This window comes from Flavobacterium sp. SLB02, assembly GCF_009664855.1.
Taxonomy (GTDB): domain Bacteria; phylum Bacteroidota; class Bacteroidia; order Flavobacteriales; family Flavobacteriaceae; genus Flavobacterium.
This window is the reverse complement of the sequence record NZ_CP045928.1, coordinates 3,741,217-3,758,114: the sequence shown is the minus strand read 5'-3', so window position 1 is coordinate 3,758,114 and position 16,898 is coordinate 3,741,217. Positions and strand designations below refer to the sequence as shown.

General features: G+C 33.6%; 11 protein-coding genes. 2 read left to right on the top strand and 9 right to left on the bottom strand.

Going from position 1 to position 16,898, the window contains the following annotated elements:
- Window positions 1-198 precede the first annotated feature (198 nt).
- Window positions 199-579: a DUF1573 domain-containing protein gene (locus GIY83_RS13635; RefSeq protein WP_194616495.1), complete on the bottom strand. Its 381-nt coding sequence runs from the start codon at window positions 577-579 to the stop codon at window positions 199-201.
- Between the two features lie 278 nt (window positions 580-857).
- On the opposite strand from GIY83_RS13635, the gene GIY83_RS13630 reads away from it, so the two are divergent.
- Window positions 858-3,494: a valine--tRNA ligase gene (locus GIY83_RS13630; RefSeq protein WP_194616496.1), complete on the top strand. Its 2,637-nt coding sequence runs from the start codon at window positions 858-860 to the stop codon at window positions 3,492-3,494.
- Between the two features lie 87 nt (window positions 3,495-3,581).
- Here the strand turns inward: GIY83_RS13630 and GIY83_RS13625 are convergent, their stop codons facing one another.
- The 6 genes from GIY83_RS13625 to GIY83_RS13600 all read right to left on the bottom strand — a co-directional run bounded on the left by GIY83_RS13625 (window position 3,582) and on the right by GIY83_RS13600 (window position 14,429).
- A complete protein-coding gene (locus GIY83_RS13625; protein WP_208681845.1) occupies window positions 3,582-4,451 on the bottom strand; it encodes a hypothetical protein in 870 nt (289 codons plus the stop codon).
- 151 nt (window positions 4,452-4,602) lie between these two features.
- A complete protein-coding gene (locus tag GIY83_RS13620) occupies window positions 4,603-5,919 on the bottom strand; it encodes an APC family permease (protein ID WP_194616498.1) in 1,317 nt (438 codons plus the stop codon).
- 204 nt (window positions 5,920-6,123) lie between these two features.
- A complete protein-coding gene (locus tag GIY83_RS13615) occupies window positions 6,124-8,403 on the bottom strand; it encodes a TonB-dependent siderophore receptor (protein ID WP_208681842.1) in 2,280 nt (759 codons plus the stop codon).
- A 270-nt stretch (window positions 8,404-8,673) separates the two neighbouring features.
- Window positions 8,674-9,399 carry a DUF4198 domain-containing protein gene (locus tag GIY83_RS13610; protein WP_194616500.1) on the bottom strand — a complete coding sequence of 242 codons (726 nt, stop codon included), beginning with the start codon at window positions 9,397-9,399 and terminating at the stop codon, window positions 8,674-8,676.
- A 173-nt stretch (window positions 9,400-9,572) separates the two neighbouring features.
- Window positions 9,573-12,002 (bottom strand): TonB-dependent receptor, encoded by a 2,430-nt coding sequence (locus GIY83_RS13605; RefSeq protein WP_208681840.1) that lies wholly within the window; start codon window positions 12,000-12,002, stop codon window positions 9,573-9,575.
- Between the two features lie 105 nt (window positions 12,003-12,107).
- Window positions 12,108-14,429 (bottom strand): TonB-dependent receptor, encoded by a 2,322-nt coding sequence (locus GIY83_RS13600; protein ID WP_208681838.1) that lies wholly within the window; start codon window positions 14,427-14,429, stop codon window positions 12,108-12,110.
- A gap of 257 nt (window positions 14,430-14,686) precedes the next feature.
- Between GIY83_RS13600 and GIY83_RS13595 the strand changes: the two genes are divergently transcribed.
- Window positions 14,687-15,847 (top strand): MFS transporter, encoded by a 1,161-nt coding sequence (locus GIY83_RS13595; RefSeq protein WP_194616503.1) that lies wholly within the window; start codon window positions 14,687-14,689, stop codon window positions 15,845-15,847.
- Window positions 15,848-15,881: 34 nt separating this feature from the next.
- Here GIY83_RS13595 and GIY83_RS13590 read toward each other — a convergent pair whose 3' ends face one another.
- Window positions 15,882-16,403, bottom strand: coding sequence for a hypothetical protein (locus GIY83_RS13590; RefSeq protein ID WP_194616504.1), 522 nt, complete (start codon window positions 16,401-16,403; stop codon window positions 15,882-15,884).
- The gene (locus tag GIY83_RS13585) at window positions 16,390-16,869 is read right to left on the bottom strand and encodes a hypothetical protein (protein ID WP_208681836.1); all 480 of its coding nucleotides are present in this window, start codon (window positions 16,867-16,869) and stop codon (window positions 16,390-16,392) included. The genes GIY83_RS13590 and GIY83_RS13585 overlap by 14 nt, the downstream gene beginning before the upstream one ends.
- Between the last annotated feature and the right edge of the window lie 29 nt (window positions 16,870-16,898).

Genomic DNA, 16,898 nt, shown 5'->3' with positions numbered 1-16,898 from the left:
GTAACGCGGATAGCCCTAGAGCATCGCGCTAAGAGGGCGTATAAGGGCAAAGAATTTTTGCCCTTCAGGCGGGATATGGTTATAGTATTATATTTTTAGGGAAGTTTTTTATGCTCGGGATTCTTTAGGTTAAAAAAGTGTATAAAAAAACCGCTTCTTATAAAGAAACGGCTTTTAGTATTTTTAGATTTTATCTTTTTATAAAACTTCTCCCTTGATTTTAAGGGCAACTCTCCCATCAGGATAGTTTACAGCATTAGTCTCAACAGTAATTGTTTTACGAATTGGACCTGAAACCATATTGTATTTTACATCAATTTTACCTTTTTTACCAGGCATAACTGCTGCTGAGGGTTTTGTGACAACGATAGAACTTACAGTTGATTCTGCACCGGTAATCAATAGTGGTGCATCGCCGGTATTTGTAAATTCAAAAGAGCGAAGTCCGTTGTCGCTTTTCGAAATTTTTCCATAATCAATCGTATTGTCTTGGGCTGCAAATTCAATTTTTGGGCCATTTTGTGCATAACCTATTGCGCTAAACAATACGACTGCAATAAAAGAGGCTACATTTTTCATTTTGAAATTGTTTTTAAGTTGTAAGTAAATATACATTCTTTTAATTAACACACAAATTATTAATTCTCTTTTTATAGTGTACTTAATTATTTACTTTTGCTGTCAGTTATAATTACAAAAATTGAACCAAAGTTTTTATGGTTTATTTGTTTAACTGTTTAGCCGGTTAATTGATTTGTAAAATTGTGGTAATAAAGAACCATCAAAAACAAATCAGGGATTAAACAATTTAACGATGAACCAAATCAACGAATTAACGATAAAACAAACCTATTTAAATGACAATTCCAGCACAATTTGACGCTAAGACGATTGAGAATAAATGGTATGATTACTGGATGAAAAACAACTATTTTCATTCAGAACCAGATCATAGAACGCCGTACACTATTGTAATTCCGCCTCCAAACGTCACTGGTGTCTTGCATATGGGACATATGTTAAATAATACAATTCAGGATGTTTTAATTCGTAGAGCACGTCTTAAAGGTTTCAATGCTTGCTGGGTTCCGGGAACGGATCACGCATCGATTGCAACTGAGGCAAAAGTTGTGGCGAAATTAAAAGCGGAAGGAATCAATAAAAACGATTTGTCTCGCGAAGAATTTTTAGCACACGCCTGGGAATGGACGCACAAATATGGCGGAACAATACTTGAACAACTTAAGAAATTAGGTGCTTCATGTGATTGGGAACGTACCAAATTTACGATGGATCCCGATATGTCGGCAGCTGTAATTAAATCGTTTGTAGATTTATACAACAAAGGACTTATCTACAGAGGATACCGTATGGTAAACTGGGATCCTGAAGCAAAAACTACGCTTTCTGACGAAGAAGTAATTTATGAAGAACAACAAGGAAAATTATTTTTCCTAAAATATAAAATAGAAGGATCTGAAGATTTCTTGACTATCGCAACTACGCGTCCTGAAACTATTTTTGGAGATACTGCTATTTGTATCAATCCAAATGATGAGCGTTTTACGCATTTAAAAGGAAAAAAAGCGATTGTTCCTATTTGTGGAAGAGTAATTCCAATTATAGAAGATGAATATGTAGATGTAGAATTTGGAACCGGATGTTTGAAAGTAACTCCGGCGCACGATATGAACGATAAAACGTTAGGAGAAAAACACAATCTTGAAATCGTTGATATTTTTAATGAAGACGCTACATTAAATAGTTTCGGATTACATTATCAGGGGAAAGACCGTTTTGTGGTTCGTACCGAAATAGCAAAAGAATTAGAAGAAAGTGGAGCTTTGGCCAAAACCGAAATCCATTTGAATAAAGTAGGAACATCTGAAAGAACCAAAGCGGTAATCGAACCAAGATTATCAGATCAATGGTTCTTGAAAATGGAAGAATTGGTAAAACCTGCAATTAAGTCGGTTTTAGAAACAGGAGATATTAAATTACATCCAAAACGTTTTGAAAACACTTACGCGCATTGGTTAAACAATATTCGCGATTGGAATATCTCGCGCCAGTTATGGTGGGGACACAGAATTCCTGCGTTTTATTACGGAGACGCAAAAGAAGATTTTGTGGTTGCTGAAAACATCGAAGATGCATTAAAGTTAGCGCAAGAAAGAACATCTAACAACACACTTACAACATCTGACTTAAGACAAGATGTTGATGCATTAGATACCTGGTTTTCTGCCTGGTTGTGGCCAATGTCGGTTTTTGATGGAGTAGTGAATCCTGAAAATGAAGATTTTAAATATTATTATCCAACAAATGATTTGGTTACAGGTCCGGATATTTTATTTTTCTGGGTAGCCAGAATGATCATTGCGGGTTATGAATATACAGGAGAAAAACCATTTAAAAATGTATACTTAACGGGTTTAGTACGTGATAAACAACGTCGCAAAATGTCTAAATCATTAGGGAATTCTCCTGATCCTTTAGATTTGATCGAAAAATTCGGCGCCGATGGAGTTCGTGTAGGATTGCTTTTAAGCGCTTCTGCAGGAAACGATATTATGTTTGATGAAGAGTTATGCCTACAAGGAAAATCATTCACAAATAAGATTTGGAATGCCTTTAAATTGGTTAAAGGCTGGGAAGTTTCTGAAACTATCCCACAACCGGAATCATCGAAAGTAGCCATCGAATGGTACCAAGCCAAGTTGCAACAAACTTTAGTTGACATTGAGGATAATTTTGAGAAGTACAGAATTTCAGATTCATTGATGGCCATTTATAAATTGGTTTGGGATGATTTCTGTTCTTGGTTTTTAGAGATGATCAAACCGGCATACCAACAGCCAATTGATAAAGCAACGTTTGACAAAGCAATTGAAATGTTAGAAAGTAACTTAAAATTACTTCACCCATTTATGCCTTTCTTAACAGAGGAAATTTGGCATTTAATTGCTGATAGAACTCCCGAAGAAGCTTTAATTGTATCAACTTGGCCAGAATTAAAACCTTTTAATGCAGGTTTAATTGCTGATTTTGAAAGTACAATTGAGGTAATTTCTGGAATTAGAACCATCAGAAAAGATAAAAACATTCCGTTTAAAGATACTATCGAATTAAAAGGAATCAACAGCGAGAATCTGTCGACTTATTTTGATACCATTGTAAGAAAACTAGGGAATATTTCAGCTTTCGAATATGTTTCGGCTAAAGTTGACGGAGCGTTATCTTTCCGTGTAAAATCAAATGAATATTTCATTCCGATTTCAGGAGGAAATATTGATGTTGAGGCTGAAATTGCAAAACTAACAGCAGAGTTGGTGTATACGCAAGGTTTCTTAAAATCAGTTCAGGCAAAATTATCAAACGAGAAATTTGTTGGTGGAGCACCAGAGAAAGTTTTGGCTAACGAAAAACAAAAAGAAGCAGATGCTTTAGCAAAAATTGCTACAATCGAGCAAAGTATTGCTGGTTTGAAATAAGAATCAGATTTTTTTTTAAAACATAAAATCCCAATGCTGAAGAATTTCAGTATTGGGATTTTTTAATTTTTATGATATAAAAAAAAATTAATAATAAGTAAACGTTTTTTCTATAAGGTATCGGTCGATGTTATTATTATCATAGTGATGACGTTTTTCTTTAGGGTAGCCATCTGTATTAAGATCGTAACTATAGCGTTTAGTTTCAGTATAAATTGAATTAATTTGTTCAGTAAAAAATGTTATATTGTTAGAATTATTGATGTCTTTAATATCAAAATGTCTATTAAAAACATTTTCAAATGAATCTGTAAAGTACAATTTGTCGAACCCTGTTATATTTTTGTATATATTAGGTTTGTTGTCATATTGGTAATTAAGCGTAGATGTAATTAAGCCTTTTGAACTGAATTTTTCTCTTTTTATAATGTTGCCGTTATCGAAATATATTTTTACTTGAGGAAGAGAACCGGTTGGTACCCAATCATTATTAGAATAGGTGTAAACATAAATCTCCACAAGATTTTCGGAGACATAATTATAGACATATTTAGTTTGATTCATCGCGGGGAAGGTAGTTCCGCTATTCGTGTTTTTAAAAATAGCAGTCTTTAATCTGTTATTCTCATAAGTATAGTCGGTGCTAACATATAATTGATCCTCCACGTATCCATCTTGTTGAGTTATTAAATCTCCAGTATAGCTATAAGTTATTTTTAAAAGACCAACATTTGTCCCAATTGTTGTAGCTTCTTTTATTTTAAAACCATTATAATTAAATGTTGTTACTGAGCCAGTTGAAGGGTTTATCTCCGTTATTGATCTGATTAAAGGCTTAGTGTTTTCTTTTACCGGTTCGTTAGGATTTATTGTTTCTATTGGTTCTTTTATTTCACTTTCTGAACAAGAGGTGATAATTAATAGTAATAAGACAATTATAGGTTTTAATTTATTCATTTAGAATTTGTTTTAAGACAAGTAGCAACTTGTCATTTATTTTAATCAGAATAACTGTAAATCTAGCAAATGTAATTAAAAGGTCTAATTAAAAAAATGAGTTCTTTATTTGATCAAACTAATGTTGTGAGTTTTATTTTAAGTGTTTAATTTATTTTTTCTTCCTGCTCAAAACCAAAAACAAAGGATAAGAAACCAAAGTAATCAAAACTATAATCACAAAGCTTTTAGGATCGCTATAAACAAAACCAATTAATAAAGCCAGCGAAGCTATAATGGCAATAATAGTTGTCCAGGGATACCAGGCAGAGCGATAAGGTCGAGGTAAATCAGGTTCTGAGATTCGTAGTTTAATAAGAGAAAAATAAGCCAGTCCCCAAACGATAATAGAGGTAAAGGCCGCAAATGAAAACAAGACCTCGAAGGAACCAATACAAATTAGAAATAAACTGAAAAGCGATGAAACCAAAAGCGCTACAATTGGAGTTCCGCCTTTATTAACCGTTGTTCCTTTTTCGATAAAAAAACCATCACGGCTTAATCCGTATAAAATTCTTGGCGGAATCATCATAAAGGCATTTAGAATACTAATCAGCGAGAAAATAGAAATCACAGTAACGATAATCGCTCCGTTTTTTCCGAAAATAACCTTGGCAACATCGGCCGCAGCCAGATTCGATTTTGCTATGGTTTCTATGGGTAAAACGTGAAAGAAAGCCACATTGAGTAAAACATAAATTGCGATGACAAGTAACACGCCGCTAAATAATGATTTGGGAATATTTTTACTTGGATCGTCGTTTTCTTCGGCAAAAAAGCAAACACTGTTCCAACCATTATAAGTTCCGATGATGAGCTGAAGTGATTTGAAAAAGCCGAATAATAAACCAATCTGGACAAGGGAATTATCTTTTGGAATTGGAGCTAACTTCACGCCTGTGTACATAAAACAAGCAACAAGCAGAGCAAAAAAGCAGATGACTTTTAATAAACTGGTAATTTGCTGGATAAAGCTTCCGTTTTTTACACCGCTTAAATGCAATAATACAAAAGCTATCAATAACGAAATGGCCATTTCGGTTGAGTAGTTTCCAAGTGCAGGAAATAAAATAATAATGTATTCACTAATTACGATACAGTAAAAAGCGGGCGGAATAACATTGGTGATATAATCGAACCAACCGGACAAAAATCCTGCATACTCGCCAAAAGCCCTTTTGATATAATTGTAAGATCCTCCGGCTTTAGGCAGCATTGTAGCCAATTCTGCGTACGAATTGGCGCCAATCAAAACAAATAATCCGCCAAAGATCCAGGAAGCAATAACAAGCCAGTAATTATCTAATAATCCTGCAATGGCACCGGGTGTTCTTAAAATTCCAACTCCTATTGTTCCTCCAATTAATACGGCAATATTAAAACTTAAACCCAGACTTTTCTTTAATTGGTTTTTCTTGGAATCTGACATATGTAGAATTTTTATTTTAATGAGATAGAAAGTATCTGCAGGGCAAAAGTAATACAATTAGAACACTTTCTTTGATCTAATCCAAAAGCCTCATTTAGGACTAAATGAGGCTTTGTATTTGTTTAAAAACCAAAAACTTCTTCTGTTTTTCAAAAAATGAAAATCCAGAAAAAGCTTTGGAAGATAAAAATCTAATTCAAATTTTTAGAACTTGTATCTAAGGCTTGTCATAATTTGACGAGGCGCTATAGGATTCACGCTGTAATTTTCGTGAACGGTATAATTCAATTCGTTTGTAATGTTTGATAATCTACATAAAATTGAAAATTTTCTCCAGCTATATCCTGCTGATACATCAATTGTTGTATATCCTTTTAAAGGAATTTCTCTGTCCCAGATTCCGTCTGGTTTTGTAGAATCGTATTGATTGTTCCATCCACCAATTCTATCTCCAATATAATTTCCTATGGCTCCAATAGAAACACCTTTGAATAAACCTTCTGGTAAAGTGTAAAAGAAACTTAAATTAGCCGTGTTTAATGGTGTTCTTGCCACACGTTCTCCTTCGATAAAACTTCCATTTAAGCCTGAAGTTTTGGTGTAACGCATATCATTGTAGCTATAACCTGCAATAATATTTAAACCTTCAACCGGTTGTGCTATAACGTCAATTTCTACACCTTTACTTTTAGTTTCTCCGCTTAATACCTTAATGCTTGTTTCTAAATTATCACTTCCGTCAGCTTTAAATGGAGCCATTTGTGCCAAATTACTGTTGGTGATTTGATAAACTGTAACGTTTGTGCTTAATAATCCTTTTAGCCACTGAGTTTTTACTCCAGCTTCATATTGGTCGATAATAGAAGGTTTAAGAGGTTGTAAATTTACAGTTGTTCCTGTATTTGGGGTAAAAGAGTTAGAATAACTTCCAAAAATCGAAATATCTTTTGTTGGTTGGTAAACTAATCCTGCTTTTGGAGAAAATGCATTATCTAAACGTTTTGGAGTAACAGTTGGAACTGCATTTTCTGGAGCTACAGTTTGTTTTCCGCCAGCAAAAGTTTCTTTGTATGTAGTAACTTCTGCTTCTTGCCAAGACCAACGAACACCGGCTAATACCTTGAATTTATCTGTAATTGATATAAAATCCTGAAAGTAAACCCCAAAACGATTTGTATCTGTTTTTGCAATTTGAGTAGCTCTGTCTGTAGTTGGGATATCCATTCTTTGATTACTAGGATCAAAAGTGAATAAATTTATACTATCATAAAGTGTTGGCCCGTAAACTGGTTTTCCGTCTTTTACACCTGTTTGAACGTATTTTTCATTAAATGTAAAAGTATAAGCTGTTACAAATGAATTTTCCCAATCTACACCTGTAAAAATTTGATGTTTTACAGATCCGGTATTAAAGTTTCCTTGCAAACTTAATTGGTCTCCTAATATTTGTTCTAAGTTTTTATTCTTAGTTAAACCTCTATTCCAATCACCCGGAGTTGCATAAGTTTCTAATCCTGATAATTGTGCGGTAGAATAACTTCCTCTATTATAGGTTTGAAAAGAGGTATTAAAATTTAATTTCCAGTTTTTGTTAAAATCATGATTTACTAATGCAGATGCACTGGCAGATTTAGTATTTCCGTTTGACCAAAGTGATCCGTAAAATGCATTACGAGGTAAGTCTAAAATTTGTTTTCCTATAATTCCGGTTCCAAAATCAGGAGTCCAGTCTGCACTTAAATAATCACCTTGTACTGTAATTTGAGTTTTAGGATCGATAATAAAAAGTAAAGATGGATTAATATATACACGTTCGTTTTTTACAACATCTCTAAAGCTCTCAGAGTTTTCGTAAGAACCATTGATTCTAAAAGCGATTGATTTGCTTAGAGGACCATAAAAATCTATCGATGGTTTATAAAAAGCGTTACTTCCCATTTGCATGGCCACCTCACCACCGCTTTTGAATAATGGAGTTTTGGTTACTAAATTTACGATTCCTCCAGGTGCAACGTTACCAAATAATAAAGCGCTACTACCTTTAAGAAATTCTACTTTCTCTAAACCAGAAATATCAGGAATAGATCCTGCGTTGTAACGAAATCCGTTTTTAAGCATATTATTAGCCGACATATCGTAACCTCTTGAGAAAAAAGATTCCTGAGCACCACCACGTGCTGAGCTTACATAAACTCCGTTAGCATTTTTAAGAACTTCGCTCAATCTTATTGCTTGCTGTTGTTGGATAATCTCTGAACCAATAACTTGTATCGTTTGTGGATTATCCATTGGTTTTAAACCAGAACGAACAGCAGTAACAGGTTTTGGTTCTTTATTTTTGGTAACGATTACTTCATTTAGAATTTCTCCCTTTTTGTTTTTTACAGTATCATTTGCTGTTGAGGTATTTTCTGCCTTTGCATAGTCCTGACTATAAGTAGCAATGCTTATAAAAGATAAAACGAGTAGTAAATTATATCTCATGGTATTTATTTAGATTGAATAAAAATAAGTTTTTGCAAATATAAGCGCAGTTAGATGTTTTAACAAAATTTATTGATAGATTTTCTTACTTAAAACTTGATTAGTTTTGTCTTAATATTTGCTTAAGATTTTGCTTTGTTGGATTTAATTATTTATACATAAAGTACCTATTTATGCTTAAGATATTTCTGTTGTAATAATTATCAGGCATAAAAAAACCTTGCTCAAAAGAACAAGGTTAATTGTATTTAAGACTTAGGAAAGAATTACTTATTTAACCGAGATTTGATAAGTAGCCATTTTCCAGATTTCATCATATTTTTTACCATTATGATCGCCAGAAGCTTTTTCAGTGTGAGCATATTCTACCATATAGTTTCCAGACCAGATTGGTGTAAAAGAGAATTCACCTTTATCGTTTGTCCATAATTCTTTTTCCCATCCATTTGGAGCAATTACTTTAATTTTTGTTTCTTTTGCCATAGCGCCGTCATAAGAAGCAACTCCAGTAATTTTGGTATCTTTTTTTGCAACATCTGCATTTTCTGAGAATACGGCAATTTTATTCGTGTTTGATGCAATAGTATTTCCTGCGGCTTTATTTCCTACTACTACCGTAGCACTTGAGTTGTAATCTAAAACCATAGTTCCGTACACATCTTTTACTTTGTGGTGCATTACAATAGTATAAACCCCATCTTCATCAGGAGTAAAAAAGGCCTGGTATTTATTATCTAAAGCTTTAGAAGTAAGTTTTGTTTCTTTTTTTGAAGGAGAAACCAAAACTAAAGTAAAATCTTTTAAATCAGAAAACCATTTGTCTGCTTTTGTGATGTCGTTATCTGAAAATTCTCCAAAATAAACTGAAATTTCCTGAGCTTTTCCTTTTGTACCGGTTGATTTAGTTTCGATCCAAAGAGCGTGAGCAAATAATTGCGGACTTGCAACTAACATAAATAGTACAAATGCTATTGATTTTAAAGTTTTAGATTTCATAAGATGAAGTTTAAATTTATTAGTATTAATATTTTTTACAAACTTAAGTCTTATTTAGAATAATTAAAAATAAAACTCAACAAAAAGACTTTTAAATTGCAATAATTTGAATGTATGGATAAAAATAAGGGAACTAATTTTTAAGATTAGTTCCTTTTGAGATTATGTTGTTATTAAAATTTATAAGCAAAACTTGCTACAAGATTTCTTGGTTTTTGCGGATTCAATGTCGACCATCCACCATTAAAATAATCTTTATTGGTAATGTTATTGATATTTAAGCTTACGCGGAATTTATTTGAATTATAAAAAACCGAACCGTTAATAACAGTATAAGCAGGCAAAACAAATTTTCCCGTTACAGCACCGTCTAAAATAGCATTTTCGCTGGCGTAATTTCCTCCAAATCCAATCCCGAAGTTTTCTAAAGTACCTTCATCAAATTTGTACGTTGCCCATAGGTTTGCTAAGTTTTTTGGACCGGACCAGAAAGGTCTTTTTCCTTGCTCAAGCCAAACATTGCCAACATCTCCTTTTGTAATTTTACTGTCGTTATAACTGTATCCGGCAATAATGCTTAATCCTTTTATTGGTGAAGCATTAAGGTCAAATTCAAAACCTTTGCTTCTGGCTTCACCTCCTTGAGAGCTGAACGTTTGACCGCTTGTTACTAAATTGGCAACATTAATATCATAATAACTTACAGTTGCATTTAATTTATCTGTAAAAAGATCTGCTTTTACTCCAAATTCTAATTGATTGGCATGTTCAGGCTCAAAGGTTTGTGATCCTAATAAAACACCATCGGGATCGTAATTCAGTGCAGGAGCCACATTTCTGAAACCATTCATATAATTAGCAAATACAGCCAGTTTATCCTTTATGGGCTGATACAGCAAGCCAAATTTTGGTGAGAATGCAGTTTGTGTATAGTCATCATCGTCATTATTGATATTTCCTTGGGTATCAAAATAATCTACTCTCAAACTTGCCATTGCTAAGAATTGTGGGGTAATATTAAGTACATCTGAAGCATAAGCACTATAAGTTGCATCTTTCGGCTGGTAATTTCCGGCAGGTTTATTGGCAAGAAGTTTATCTACAGATGTCTGAGTAAGATAATTAGGTGCATCAGGATCTAATTGTCTCACTTCGCCCTGAGCCGTAAGATTATATAATTTACCATAACCTGAACCTCCATACATTACATTTCTTTCAAAGTAGTCAAGACCTACAACCAGACGATTACGCATTGTCCCGATTTTGAAATCACCAATAAAATTTTGTTGGATATCCGTTACAATTGTTTGAGATTGCTCTTTTGTAATCCATAGAGCAAAATCCTTATTTCCGTCTTCATTATCATAAATATACGAGTAGTACCCACTTGATTTAGAAGAACTTCTTGATAATACCGTTTGCGAAGTCCATTGATCTGAAATTTTATATGTCATTTGACCTTGCAAATTAAATCTGGGATTCTTCATGGACAAATCATTACTATAAAAAGACAACTTTGTGTTGTAATTTAGTTCAGCTAAGTTGGCGTATTGCAAAGGAGCATCTCTTCCTAAAAACAACATCGATGGAGTTGTTTTTTCTTCCTGCATAAATTCAGTATTAATTATAAAAGAAAGTTTATCGTTTACTTTATAAGAAAGGGAAGGTGCTACAAAGAGCGAAGTACGAAAACCTGCGTCCTGAAAACTATTTTCTGTTTGATATGCCGCATTAATTCTAAAAGCGATATTATCTGCATCGTCCAGCGATGTATTTACATCTGCAGTAACCCTGTTTAAACCAAAACTTCCTGTGATATAGGAGATTTCGCCACCAAAACCGCTATATGGCTTTTTGGGAACGGTATTAATAAGTCCGCCGTAACTCACTAAACTGCTCCCGAATAAAGTTCCTGAAGGTCCTTTGATTACTTCAATACGTTCTACATTTGCAGGGTCTAAACTTCCGTTTGTTAAACCAGGTAATCCGTTTACGATATTGGCCTGAACTTCAAAACCACGCAATGTATAGTAGGATCCGCCGTCGCCGCCACGTCCTGTCGATTCCCATAATTTTTGAATTCCGGGTACGTTTTTTAAGGCATCTTCATAATTGGTAATGGCTTGTTCTTTGATCAATTCAGAGGATACGATATTGTAAACCTGAGGATTTTCAACATTTTTCAATGGCATTTTAGAAACATAAACACTTTGTTTCGGGAATGCTTTTCCTCTGTTTGCAGTAATGATAACTTCTTTTAATTGCTTATTAGAAACCTTCAATTGCAAATCAAGAGTTGTGGTTTCATTGATAGCCACGTTTACTTCCTGCTTTAGTGTTTCGTAACCGGTTAAGGAAACCTGCAAGGTGTAAGTATTGGCTTTTACACGATTAAACTCAAAAGCACCATCTTCATTTGTGATAGTACCGTATTTTGAACTTTTAAGGATAATGTTTACTCCAACTGCCAGTTCGCCGTCTGAGGTCGTTATAGTTCCTTTAATTTTTCCTGTGTTTTGTTGGGCCAACATAGTGTTTGTGACCAATAAAAAAAAACATAATGCAAAAGTGAAATGCTGAATGCGTAAATTAAGATATTTCATTTTTTTTGGTTTAGTTAATTTGCTCCTATTTATATGCGAAAAGAGTTTTTTGAAATACTCCCAATTAAAAAGCACCTCGGGATAGAGATGCTTTTGATAGAGTTTTTAAAACTTCAAGGTTAAGTTTACTAATATGTTTGACAGAGTCTGAGCCATTCCGTATGAATCCCAGTATTCTTTATTACCGATGTTGTTGAATTTTACACCAAGTCTCCATCTTGGCTGATCATAAAATACAGTTGCATTATAAATCATGTACGATGGAGCATAAAAACTTTCATCTTCAAATTTATATTGTTTGTCTACATAATTTCCTCCAAAACCAAAGCCTAAATCTTTTAGTTTGTTTTGAAATTTATAAGACAACCAAAAGTTAACGACATTCTCCGGAGCACTACTGGCTTTGTTTCCTTCGATAGCAGCATCTGATGATTTTATGATACGATTATCGTTATAAGCATAACCAATCACGGCGTTTAAACCTTCGATAGGATTTGCAATAAATTCGAAATCCAGACCTTTACTGACTTGTTTACCATCCTGAATACTAAATCCGTCAGGCGTTGTTCTTGTAGCATTATCAATAGTAATATTGTAATAACTTAGTGTAGTGCTAAATTTTTTATTGAATGCTTCTACTTTTACTCCTGCTTCGTATTGGTTGGCATAAACAGGTTTTAAGATTAGCAAGCTTCCGTCTGGCTGATTTACCGGACCCGAATTTTGAAAACCATTCATGTAATTTCCAAATAAAGAAACCTGATCCTTAACCACTTCATAAACCAAACCTAATTTTGGCGATAAAGCAGTTTGGTTATATCCTTCGACATCTACAAGCTTTTTCTGAACGAAGTTGTCCAGACGAAGACTCAACATGGCCGATAAACGATCTGTAAAACTGATCACATCTGAGGCATAAACACTAAATATTTGCTCGTCCGCAACAGGCCATGTCAGTTGAGACAGAGCGGCATCAGCTTGTTTTTTTCGAATAGGCGCAAAAGGTTTTGTTACATCAATAGTGTCCAGAACCGGTGTTGCACCATAATTAAAAGTACCTTTTGAAAATCTGTAATTTACACCTAATAATAGTTTATGTTTGATGCTTCCGGTAGAAAACTGACCATTAATGTTTTCTTGTATATTGGTAAACTGATTCGATATTGGTCCAAAACGAGATACACTTCTTTGTACTTCTGTTGGCGAACTCCATTTCGTGTAATATTGATAACTACGATCGACATTTTCGTCTATAAAAGAGTAAAGTGTCGTAGATTTCCAGTTTTCTGCCAATTGATATTCTGCCTGAACAAAAACTTTTGAAGATGAGGTTTTGGCATCAAGATCATCATGAAATAAACTTTTTCTGTAGTCTATTTTAAGATCTGTTGGGTTTGTAATTCCCGGCGCATACGAACGCCCGTAAGTAGGACGTGTGTTGTTTACATTGTAGATCTCAGTATCAATACTTAAGGTTAATTTATCCGTTGCTTTGTAAATAAGACTTGGCGCAATGAGGAATGTTTTATTAAAACCATAGTCTAAGAAGCTTTTTTCAGTATTTACCGAAGTATTTAATCGAAACAATACTTTATTATCCGGTGTTAATGCAGTATTAATATCAAGGGTAAGTCGATTTAATCCAAAACTTCCTCCCGTATAAGATACTTCTGTTTTTTTACCTTCAAAAGGTTTTTTTGTCACTAAATTGACAACCCCTCCAAAAGACGATACTGACGATCCGAATAAAGTTCCTGATGGCCCTTTTAGCACTTCGATACGTTCTGCATTGTCAATCGAAATAGAGCTTCGGCCCGTCATGTTTTCCATTCCGTTTCGGGCATTAACCCCAGTGCTAAATCCTCTGAAAGAAATTTCAAGTCCGCCTGATGGATAAATTTTTGTGGTTACACCAGGTGCATTTATAACTGCGCTTCTAATATCTACAGCAATTTGTTCCTGCAAAAGTTCTTTCTGAATCACGCTGTAAACCTGAGGATTTTCCAGATTTTTCAGAGGCATTCTTGCCACATAATCTGTTTTTTTAGATAAGATGCTTTTCTTGCCGTTTACAACAACTTCGTGCAATTCTTTGTTCGAAACTTTTAATTGCAGGGTTATTGTCGAAGTTTCACTTTCTGCTACAATAACTTCCTGTTGAGTAGTTTCGTAACCGGTTAAAGATATTTGTAGCGTATAAGTATTTGCTCTTACTCTGTTTAGTTCAAAAGTTCCGTCATCATTGGTAGTTGTACCATATTTGGAGCTTTTTAGAATAATATTTACACCGGCAGCCGCGTCGCCGTCAGAGGTTGTTATAGTGCCTTTTATTTTTCCGAAATTTTGTTGTGCAAATGAACAAAAAACCGAGAATAGTAAACTGATTGTGAATAGAAAACGATAGGTTTTCACAGTAGTATATTTCATTTTTAAATTAAATTTGGTTAAGGTTTTTGTTTTTATTTAGAATGAATAAAAACAGCGCAAATGTAAAAATTAATATTTCCTTAACAAATATTATTACGCTTGATTTAATGTACTTTTTGTTATATTTTGGTAAACTTTTTTTAAAAAATTGAGATAAAAGGATTAATTGACTTAAATTTCTCACTTTTTAAAAAAATCTGGAAAGGGTAGAAGTTACACTTCAAATGACTTAATTTTGCAGTCTGAAAAATTGCTTCATGATTTTACCTTTCTTTAAAAAAATTCAAAATACGCCCAGAGGATTTAGAATAGCCAATACTGTATTTTTTTTCCTTTCCGGATTTGGATATTCTTCCTGGGTTTCCCGAATCCCACATATAAAAGCGCAGCTCAATTTATCCGAAGCTGAATTCGGGACTGTTTTATTCGCTTTCCCCATTGGTTTAATGCTAACCATGCCTTTTACAGGAAAATTATTAAATAAATACAGCAGTCGTTATATCATGTTGCTTGGAGCGGTGATGTTTAATATTGTACTCGCTCTGCCGGGTTTGGCGGGTTTTGTATGGCAGTTGGTCATCATACTTTTAATTTTTGGAGCTTCGCGTAATATTTTCAATTTGTCTATTAATGCACAATCGCTTGAGGTTCAAAAATTATATAAACAATCGATTATAACCCGTTTTCATGCTGTTTGGAGTATTGCGGTTTTTTCAGGCGCAGGTTTAGGCTATGTAATGGTATCAAGGCATATTGCGCCAGCGCATCATTTACTAGGAGTAAGTGTTTTTATGATGGCTCTTACGGCTTGTTTTTATCCGCTAAGTATTCATAATGAGCCGGTACCGGTAAAAAAGAAATTCTTTTCGATGCCAGAAAAAAACCTGATCAAGTTTGCCATCATTTGTTTTGTTTCTATGGCCTGCGAGAATACAATGTACGATTGGAGTGGTATTTATTTTGAAAATATATTACACGCTTCGCCAAAGTTAACCAGCGCCGCATTTGTATTTTTCGCCACAGCAGTAACCTTAGGGCGTTTGTTTGGAGATTATGGCGTAATGAAATTTGGTACCAAACGAATCCTGCTTTACAGCGGTATTTTTATCACAGTAGGATTTTTAATTTGTTTTCTGTTGCCTTTTATTTATCCCACGATTTTTGGTTATGTATTAATTGGCGTTGGGGTTTCCTGCGTCGTTCCCTTAGTATTTAGCATTGCCGGAAGATCATCAAAATTAAGCAGCGGTTCTGCCTTAACTTCTATATCTACAATTGGTTATTTGGGGTTTTTATTGGTCCCGCCAATGGTGGGTTTTATCTCTGAATATTTAAGTATGAAATTTGCGTTTTTGGTAATGGCGCTTTTGGGTATTTTGATGATTTTTATGGTGAATAAGATTGGGGAGAACGAATAGGTTTTTTGGGAAGGTGCTGAGGTTCTGAAATTTTTTAAGAATCTTTTTGTTGATTCATTATTTTTACTTTTAATTTTTGGTCATGCCTTTTACTATTTATCTTACTGTTTAATATCCAGTAAATGGCAAAACAAAAGACTAAAGTCAGAATTACTGAAATTAAGGTTATTCCCCAAAAAGCATAAACTATAATAAGTAAAGCTATTAGAAAGATCTCTATGTAGTAAGTCTCTTTCTGGTTAGTACGCTGTTTTATGATCATTACATTTCCTCGTCTTTTTCCAATTCTTTCAATTACTTTTTTTGTAATCTTATCAATACTATAAGTTTTATCAAGATCAGGAAAAGTAAAACAAATTGAAAACTCTAATTCCAGTCTGTCCATGAATTTATTATACCTTTTTACTCCTTTGAAAGAGTTTTTAATATTATTCTTCGAGTGTGCAGGAAATGTCAGGAAATCTAAAAAATGAGATTCCTCAAATGCTAAATCTGGTCTTTGTCGTTCTTCCTTAAAGATTTCTAATATTTTTTCTTTGATTTCAGTTTCGGTCATTTTGATTATTCTTTTCTAATTCATTAAGATAATCTTTCCAATTTTGTTTATTGATAATGTAAGAAAATTGATAACTCTTTTCGCAGATTCTTACCTTGTTTTTAAATTCAATTGTATCAACATAAAAATAGTCAAGCTCTTCTTTTTTGTTTAGAAAGTGAATAGAATAAGAGTTCTTTGGACAACAACAATAATCTGTTTTTTCAGTATTTAGAAATATTTTGTCAAATTCTTCAAGTTGTTTTTTTGTTCTGGCCCTATATATTTTCGATGGAATATAAGCCTCGACATTAACTCTTTTATTTGCTAATGTTGAATCGTAAGATTTAATAATAATTTGAGTACTATTTGAGATTGTTGTGTTAAATGAGTAATCTTCCCAAATGTTCTGGATTGTATTTTGAGTTTTATCACTGCAACTAAATAGTAAAATTGAGACAAGAATTATAATGAAACCTTTTTTCATTTAGTCATGATTTTCCCATTTATGATGTT